Source organism: Granulicatella sp. (assembly GCF_057274575.1).
Window position 1 is genome coordinate 73,519 of the sequence record NZ_DBHISP010000008.1, and the last position, 7,477, is coordinate 80,995.

General features: G+C 39.0%; 7 protein-coding genes and 2 tRNA genes. All 9 read right to left on the minus strand.

Going from position 1 to position 7,477, the window contains the following annotated elements; all coding sequences use genetic code 11:
* Nucleotides 1–274: 274 nt before the first annotated feature.
* Entirely contained in the window at nucleotides 275–1,381 is a 1,107-nt protein-coding gene (locus ACO5V7_RS05665; protein WP_485485401.1) for an ABC transporter permease, read from the minus strand.
* Entirely contained in the window at nucleotides 1,378–2,532 is a 1,155-nt protein-coding gene (locus ACO5V7_RS05670; RefSeq protein WP_485485402.1) for an ABC transporter permease, read from the minus strand. The genes ACO5V7_RS05665 and ACO5V7_RS05670 overlap by 4 nt, the downstream gene beginning before the upstream one ends.
* A 10-nt stretch (nucleotides 2,533–2,542) precedes the next feature.
* Nucleotides 2,543–3,475: an ABC transporter ATP-binding protein gene (locus ACO5V7_RS05675; RefSeq protein WP_485485403.1), complete on the minus strand. Its 933-nt coding sequence runs from the start codon at nucleotides 3,473–3,475 to the stop codon at nucleotides 2,543–2,545.
* 423 nt (nucleotides 3,476–3,898) lie between these two features.
* Entirely contained in the window at nucleotides 3,899–4,549 is a 651-nt protein-coding gene (locus ACO5V7_RS05680) for a response regulator transcription factor (RefSeq protein ID WP_485485404.1), read from the minus strand.
* A gap of 14 nt (nucleotides 4,550–4,563) precedes the next feature.
* Nucleotides 4,564–5,694 carry a sensor histidine kinase gene (locus ACO5V7_RS05685; RefSeq protein WP_485485405.1) on the minus strand — a complete coding sequence of 377 codons (1,131 nt, stop codon included), beginning with the start codon at nucleotides 5,692–5,694 and terminating at the stop codon, nucleotides 4,564–4,566.
* An 18-nt stretch (nucleotides 5,695–5,712) separates the two neighbouring features.
* Nucleotides 5,713–6,360 carry a CPBP family intramembrane glutamic endopeptidase gene (locus tag ACO5V7_RS05690; protein WP_485485406.1) on the minus strand — a complete coding sequence of 216 codons (648 nt, stop codon included), beginning with the start codon at nucleotides 6,358–6,360 and terminating at the stop codon, nucleotides 5,713–5,715.
* A 9-nt stretch (nucleotides 6,361–6,369) separates the two neighbouring features.
* A complete protein-coding gene (locus ACO5V7_RS05695; protein ID WP_485485407.1) occupies nucleotides 6,370–7,104 on the minus strand; it encodes a metallophosphoesterase family protein in 735 nt (244 codons plus the stop codon).
* A 142-nt stretch (nucleotides 7,105–7,246) separates the two neighbouring features.
* Nucleotides 7,247–7,319 (minus strand) — tRNA-Thr (locus ACO5V7_RS05700).
* A 22-nt stretch (nucleotides 7,320–7,341) separates the two neighbouring features.
* Nucleotides 7,342–7,415 (minus strand) — tRNA-Asn (locus tag ACO5V7_RS05705).
* Between the last annotated feature and the right edge of the window lie 62 nt (nucleotides 7,416–7,477).

Consider the following 7,477-nt stretch of genomic DNA (forward strand, 5'->3'; position numbering starts at 1 on the left):
CTCAGTTCCTCCTTGAAATGTAAACAACAAGGACAAAATAAGGATACTACAAGCCCCATGGATTCTATAGTAGGAACAATAGCGAGTGCATTCAATGTGAATTACTGCCGCTTGGGAATTTATTTCCTAGCGGCAGTTTGAAGCTTAAAAGGAATTGAGACGTAAGGCTCAATCCGGTGCAGCTATTGTCACTACTATGAAGATATCCATAGGAGCTTATAGTGTCCTGTTTTAACATCCAAAGATGTTCGACATATGTTTTGTCTAATTTAATTTATTTATTTTGCACATACTGTTCTAGGCGGTAGCTTCCTGCTGTGAGAAGCACCATCGCCATTCCAAGAAGCACCCATACGGATGGAAACATGGATTGAAAATCAATCGCTTTTACGATCCAATACATCGGACTGCAATAAGCAAGCACATTTAACCACGGTAAATTCGTTACAGCCCCTGTAGCCACTGGCATTCCAATTGCACTCATGATAATTACAATCAGCACACCAATTGCCGTCGCAAGTTGCGGATTTTTAAACAATCTGAATAAGAATAAATTCAAACTCAAGCTGAACATCGTTGTTGCTAGTAACATCCCTAAAAACAGACTCCAGTTTAAGTGTGGTACCATGCCTATCAACTTAAAGAAGAGCATCAATAACGTGTTCGCACCAAACATAAAGACAAAATAGGAAAGAATAAAGGATAAGACAATCTCCAAATTCGAACTAGGTGAAACGACCGAACGTTTTAACACTAGCGATTTTTTAAATTGAATCCAGTCAGATGAAATCGTTGAGGCGTTAAAGATAACGTATAACAAAATCATCATCACAGCCATTCCCGAAGCAATCGAATTCGGAGCCGCACTTTCCTCGATCACCATCTCTTGTGAAATACTAGGAAGTGATTCTCCTACCTTGAGAACGCCTGCTTCTTGTAATTTCGCATCAAGCATTACTTTTTTAAGAGTTTGCATTAACTGTTCATCTAATAGAAAATCACGCGTTCCTCTTTGTGTATTCCACACTAAAATTGTTGGAACTTTCCCAGACTTTGCGTTTTGTAAATAATGAGCAGGTACCTGATAAATAACGGTCATCTCACCCTTTTTTAAGGCTTCTTTAGCAGATTCTAAATCTGAAAAGACATGTTCCTCATTAATATATGGTGCAATTAATGAATGATACTCGTCATTTCCTTCCTCGAAAACAAAAGCTACAGTGGAAGCCACAGGAAGAGTAGAACCACTATTTGTATTCGTATTTTGGACAAAAAGCATCAGTCCTGACATAAGGGAAGGCATTCCAATCGTCATAAAAAGTAATGTAGGATTTTTCATCATACGCTTTAGGTGAAAAAGAACCATTCGAACGAATTTCATTGTTTCGCCTCCTTTCTCTTGATTCTTAAGACAAAGACAAACGATAAAATACAAATAATAGGAGCGGCACTTGGGAGCATGTCCCCAACAGAAGCCCCGTTCATTAAGTCTACAAATGGCGTATAAATGAATCGTTGGACTAAATTACCAGATAAGAATCCAAACACTGGACTAATCTTATCTAATGGAAGAATCCCTGAACTGAAAATCAAGAGTAGGTTGACGAGTGTTGAAATCATTTGATGATTATTCTCTGTAATCAGCGTTCCTACAATAGTTGCGAGAACTCCCGTAAACAGACTATAAAATAGCGCAAATAAAAGAAGTCCCATCCAATTATTCCCAAACGTTGTTGCATCGACTAATTTCCAAGCAAGAATATATAGTAGAATCAAGAACGTATTAAAGATGACATAAGTTGCTAAATCTAAGCGCTCTTTCTCGCTAACGGAATAAGGCAAGATTTCCATCCGTTTTCGATAGCCTCCTAGTTCTTTTTGAACCTTTGAACGCCATAAAGATTCCATTAACATGATTAAAAGTAAACTGATACCGGTAATCGAAAAATGTTGAGCACTGGTCAATTGCGCCTCTGCTTCAACTTGTTCTATTTGAAAGGCTTGACTAGCAATCTCTTGTTGCAAGCTGGCAAGTAATGTAGCGACTTGTTCTTTGGAGATAGTCGCTGCTGGAGTCGCCTCGATTTTTCTAGCGACTTGATTCACTTCTAGCAATTGCGTAGCGATTGTTGCAAACAACTCTTTATAGACTGCAAAAACAATATTCGAAGCACGCCCTAATCGACGAATGACAATCGGACTGTCCTGACTGCCTGATTGAATCGCTTTGGTAAACCCTTCTGGAATACTAGCGCTTAATTTCGCATCTTCTGGATTACTCGTTAATAAAATTTGCTTTTCTTCAGATAACTGTTGAAAGAGTTGAACAATTTTATCTCCATACTCTCCCTGATCATTGTTTTCAATATAAAGCGGTACATCCACACTCAATTTTGGTTGCGCATATATTCCTCTCATCGAAAATGCTAAAAACAACGTTAAGAAAAAAGGCGTTAAAATAATCATCAGAAGGCCTTGAAATTGTTTGAAAGAAGCTATTACTTCGGTTTTAATATAGCGAATGTATCTCATAATGCCCTCCTTAATCTCGAAGTGTCTTCCCTGTTAATTGCAAGAATGCTTCCTCTAATGTCGTTTCTTTGATACTGAGCGACTTAATTACGAGTTGTTCTTGTTCCACAAAACCAATCAATTTCATCATGGAGAAAATCGTTTGATCCACCGTAAGCTCGAGGGTTTCCTCTTTCAACAGGACATGTTGAACGCCATTCTCACTGGCTTTTAAAGCTTCTTCAAAACCATTTGGAATGCGGTCTAAGGTCAGTACCACTGTTTGCGTATGTCCGACTAGTTTTTTCACTTCTTCTTTTGTTCCATAAGCCACTTCTTCTCCAAGATCTAAAATAAAGACACGATCACAAAGGGCTTCAATTTCTTCCATATAATGTGAAGTATATAAAATCGTTGTGCCTTGCGCGGCTAAATCTTGGATGTAATCAAAAATATATTGACGTGACTGCGCATCGACTCCAACAGTTGGTTCGTCCAAAATAAGAATCGAAGGATTATGTAACATCGCTACCGCAATATTCAATCTGCGTTTCATCCCACCAGAATAGTTTTTCACTTTTTCTTTTCTCTTATCCGTTAATCCTGCAACTTCTAATAACTTTTCAATTTGTGCTTTTAATTGTGCACCATATAATCCATAAAGACCGCCAAAGTATTCCAAATTATCGACCGCGTTCAATTCTTCTAGCAAGGCAATATCTTGAGGTACGAGTCCTAAATGTTTTCGGATTTCCACTTTATCCGTTTTAATCGACTTTCCATTAATCAAAATATCCCCGCTATCCATTGGTTGGATGCCTGTTAAAATATCAATTAATGTACTTTTTCCTGCGCCATTAGGTCCTAATAGACCGAACAGCTCTCCCTTCATAATTTCAAAGGAAACATTTTGCAACACTTTATGGCGTCCATAAGACTTTGTAACATCTTTAATCTCAATCATGTTTACACCTCTTTAAAAAATAAATAGAAATGACATACTTAATAACATACAAAATAGAAAGCAACTGGCAACGACAATCTTTTCTTCTCGTAAATCTTTCTCTGTTCTTCTCTCTTCTTTCATCAATCGTAAACTCCTTTGTTACTGTACCCTTATCATAGCAAGCTTCTCTTATAACTAGTAGTTTCCAACGTCACCAACTACCATGACCAAAGTCACTTTTATGAATAGGTTTCAGGTAAGTAGAAGAATCTTCACCAAAAGAAGAATTTCTTGTATAAAAAAAATATCGCTAGGAGTCTCTAGCTTCCAAGTAGCCACAATAGTATGAGGACTTGATCCTTCTCATCCCAATCGGTAGAGAGTCTCTAAACTCCACACACACTATTGTCGCTACTAAAAACTAATCCTCCGAGCAATAGTTTATTGTTTTAATTTATTCTCGTAAGCAAAAATGACTAATTGCGTTCTGTCGCGTAATTCTAACTTAGAAAGAATCGTACTAATATTATTTTTTACTGTCCCTTCCGAAAGAAACAGTGTTTGGGCAATTTCCTTATTACTGAGGCCTTTTGCCACCTGTGCAATCAGTTCTACCTCTCTAGTTGTTAAGCCCCATTTTTCGGCATCGAAACTTTCCTCTTTCTCTACAGAGGTGTTTGTTAAGAGCGCTTCAGAAATCACAGTATCCATGACGACTTTTCCAGAAAGAGCTACTTTAATACCGTCAAGAATGGCATCTGGACTACTATCTTTTAACAAATATCCGGAAGCCCCATTTTGCACGGCTTCGACAATATATTCAGTATCTTGGAAAGTCGTCACAATTAACACTTTCACTTCTGGAAAGGCTTCTTTAATCAGTTTTGTTCCTTCAATTCCGTTACTTTCGGGCATTCGAATATCCATCAACACGACATCTGGCCGGTGAATGGTACAAGCTTCAAAAGCTGCTCTCCCGTTTTCTACAAGAGCTAGTACTTCTACATTCCCACTAGCTTCGAGCATGATTTTTAATCCTGTCCGAATTAGCATCTCATCATCTGCAATAATTAATCGAATTGGTTTTGTCATTAGGTTCCTCGTTTCTACCCCTTATTTGGGTTTGGAATAATGAATTGAATGGTCACTCCTTGGTTGGAAGGGTTCATCTCTACAACTCCACCCTCTCGTCGAAGTCTCTCTTGTAGGGATTTTAATCCACCCTTTGGAACCAGCTCTTGGCTAGTTGCGCCTTGTCCATTGTCCTTAATCGTGACCACTAATTGCGCTTGATTATACATCAAAAGTACGGTGATTTTTGTTGCGTTTCCGTGTCTCATGGCATTCGTAATCGCTTCTTGGACTCCACGAAAAACACTCAGTTCCGCTTCACTGTTAAGTGCAAATGTAGGATCATTTTTTCTAAACTGTATTTCAAGCCCTGAATTTACTTGAACTTCATGGAAGAATTCTTCAAGTGCAATATCCAATTGCTTCCTATCCATTTGCTCCGGTTTCAAATCGTGGACAATTTTACGAACCTCTTGCAGTCCTTGCGTCGCAAATTCGCGTAATCCTTCACTCATTTCTTGAATCGGAGAATTTTCCATCTTCGCTAATTGACTAATCGCACCTAGTTGAATAATGATCGTCGATAAACTATGGCCAACAGAGTCATGAATTTCACGGGAAATCCGATTCCGCTCTTGTAGTGTGAAGATTTCCTTCATCGTCCCTATTTTATATTGCGCTTGCTGCAAATCGTACCGTTGCTCACTTAGTTTTTGATACACTTCATCTAATTCCTCTTGCAATGCTCTTCTTTCTTCTAAAATATAATTTCCATACAAGAAGAAAAGAATAAAGAAGACGGTCATAATCGCTTTAAGCGTATCGAACTGCTGCGCAGCTGGGATGATAATGATTAACCCAAGAAGCACCTGCATCACTACCGCGTTCTTAAAAGAGAAGCGTAGGCTAATTTCAAAGCAGAGGAGTAGGATGAGGCCAGCAAAAACCGTTTGGAAATAAAAACAAAGAAGTGCCACTGCAATTCCTTCTACTAAAATATACCATTGATATTTTAACCAATAATAACCAATCTGAACGACCGCGATAAAGGCCGTAAAGAAGACGATTTGATGAGCACTCATCCCTGGCAATTGGCTCCATTCAAACAATGAAAAAAGAATGAAACCATACCGAATAATGAATCGTACCCATTGATCGATTTTCATGATTTCACCCCTTTGTCATTACTGATTTAATAAAAATAAAAATGCAATAAAATTATTGAGAAAATGTATCGAAATGGATGCAAAAATATTGTTGTTATAATAACGATACATCCCAACAATCGGAATTGTTAATGGAACGTACATTAAGGATGCCATCCAGTCAATTCCACCTGCATCTTTTGAGAGCGAGTGAAGCAAGATAAATAGGAAGGCAGAAATAAACGTTAATACGTGAACATTGAGCGATTTCTTAAACGAACCAATGATTGCTTCACGAAACACCAATTCTTCTAAGATTGGCGCCACAACGCATACTAGAACAAACATGGTCACTGCATTGTTTGCGCTCATCATCTTCTCGATTTGTTCTTGGTTATCCGACGTCACTTCTCCAATCAACTGAGCGACTGCAGACGCTAATCCGATACGAAGTGCGTACGTAATCGCCAAGTCTCGAATAAACGGACGCTTGATGAAGTTTTTGAACCCTTCCACAAGCTTCTCGCGGAACAATGCCACCCCAATCACTGTTGAAACCAATTGAAGAATTAGGTATGCGTTTGTATCCACACTTGGTCTCGAAGCCGTATAACGAATAAAGAATGCCGGGAACACCATCAAGTTTAAAAAGTAAACAACCCATAATAGAACTGCATTTTTCTTCATAGAACACCTCTAGTCATCGGTAAAACGTACCGGTTTTGTATTTTTAATACTATATATTTTTTCAATTTGTCCATCAGACCAGACGATACCGTGAAGTGCGCCGCCAAAAACAGCTCCGCCATCGATACCTATTTTGCCATCATGTTGCCATAATTTCATAAAGTCGCCATCTTCGTTCAATCCACGTAAAGGCGTATGTCCAAAAATAATCGTTTTACCAGTGTTGTTAACCCCTTTATGGAACGGTTCGCGAATCCAGTAGAAGTCTTTTGGTTCAGTGTCATGCCAGTCGTCCAAGCGTAAATCCACCCCAGCATGTGCTAAGAGCAAGTCACCTTCATCGATAAAGAGAGGACGTTCTCTTAGAAATGCGATGAGTTCTGGATATTGTGCTTTAATCGCTTCGGCATCTTCCACAGGATTAACTGGAGTGCCTTGTGGGCGTCCGAGTAAGTCGTTAATCGTCGTATCCCCATTGTTTCTGAAGTAGTGTGGAAAACGTCCCTCTGGATCATCGATAAACGCAAGGAACATGACTTCATGATTTCCCATCATATACCATGCATTTTTTTCTTTGGCATATTTCATCCCTGTAAGGACACTTCGTTTATTGTCTGGACCACGGTCAATTAAGTCACCCATGAACACAAGTTGCTGAGTGGTTTGATCCCAATTTTGAAGCATCTCTTCCATCATATCAGCCTCACCGTGAATGTCTCCAATAATAAAATACTTTTTCTTCATCTACTCCACCTCAAATAACTATCATACTGTTCATTATAGCAAATAACCCCCTGAATATGAAAGGAGCTTTCCTTTGGAATCAAAGAAAAAGACTAGTAATGAACAATCATTTCTAGTCTTTATACATTGGCTTGTTTTTTTAAGCTACTTGCCGGGATTGAACCGGCGACCTCCACCTTACCAAGGTGACGCTCTACCGACTGAGCTAAAGCAGCATTTTTGGGTAAAAAAAAAGAACTCCGCCAGTAGGACTCGAACCTACGACATCATGATTAACAGTCATGCGCTACTACCAACTGAGCTATGGCGGAAAAATAATAAAGCGTGGCAACGTCCTACCCTCGCAGGGAGAAACCCCCAACTACTATCGGCG

Excerpts from the sequence above, each read along its gene's own strand:
- ACO5V7_RS05665 (WP_485485401.1), bottom strand. The coding sequence starts at position 1,381 with ATGAAATTCGTTCGAATGGTTCTTTTTCACCTAAAGCGTATGATGAAA.
- ACO5V7_RS05685 (WP_485485405.1), bottom strand. The coding sequence starts at position 5,694 with ATGAAAATCGATCAATGGGTACGATTCATTATTCGGTATGGTTTCATT.
- ACO5V7_RS05675 (WP_485485403.1), bottom strand. The coding sequence starts at position 3,475 with ATGATTGAGATTAAAGATGTTACAAAGTCTTATGGACGCCATAAAGTG.
- ACO5V7_RS05690 (WP_485485406.1), bottom strand. The coding sequence starts at position 6,360 with ATGAAGAAAAATGCAGTTCTATTATGGGTTGTTTACTTTTTAAACTTG.
- ACO5V7_RS05670 (WP_485485402.1), bottom strand. The coding sequence starts at position 2,532 with ATGAGATACATTCGCTATATTAAAACCGAAGTAATAGCTTCTTTCAAA.
- ACO5V7_RS05680 (WP_485485404.1), bottom strand. The coding sequence starts at position 4,549 with ATGACAAAACCAATTCGATTAATTATTGCAGATGATGAGATGCTAATT.
- ACO5V7_RS05695 (WP_485485407.1), bottom strand. The coding sequence starts at position 7,104 with ATGAAGAAAAAGTATTTTATTATTGGAGACATTCACGGTGAGGCTGAT.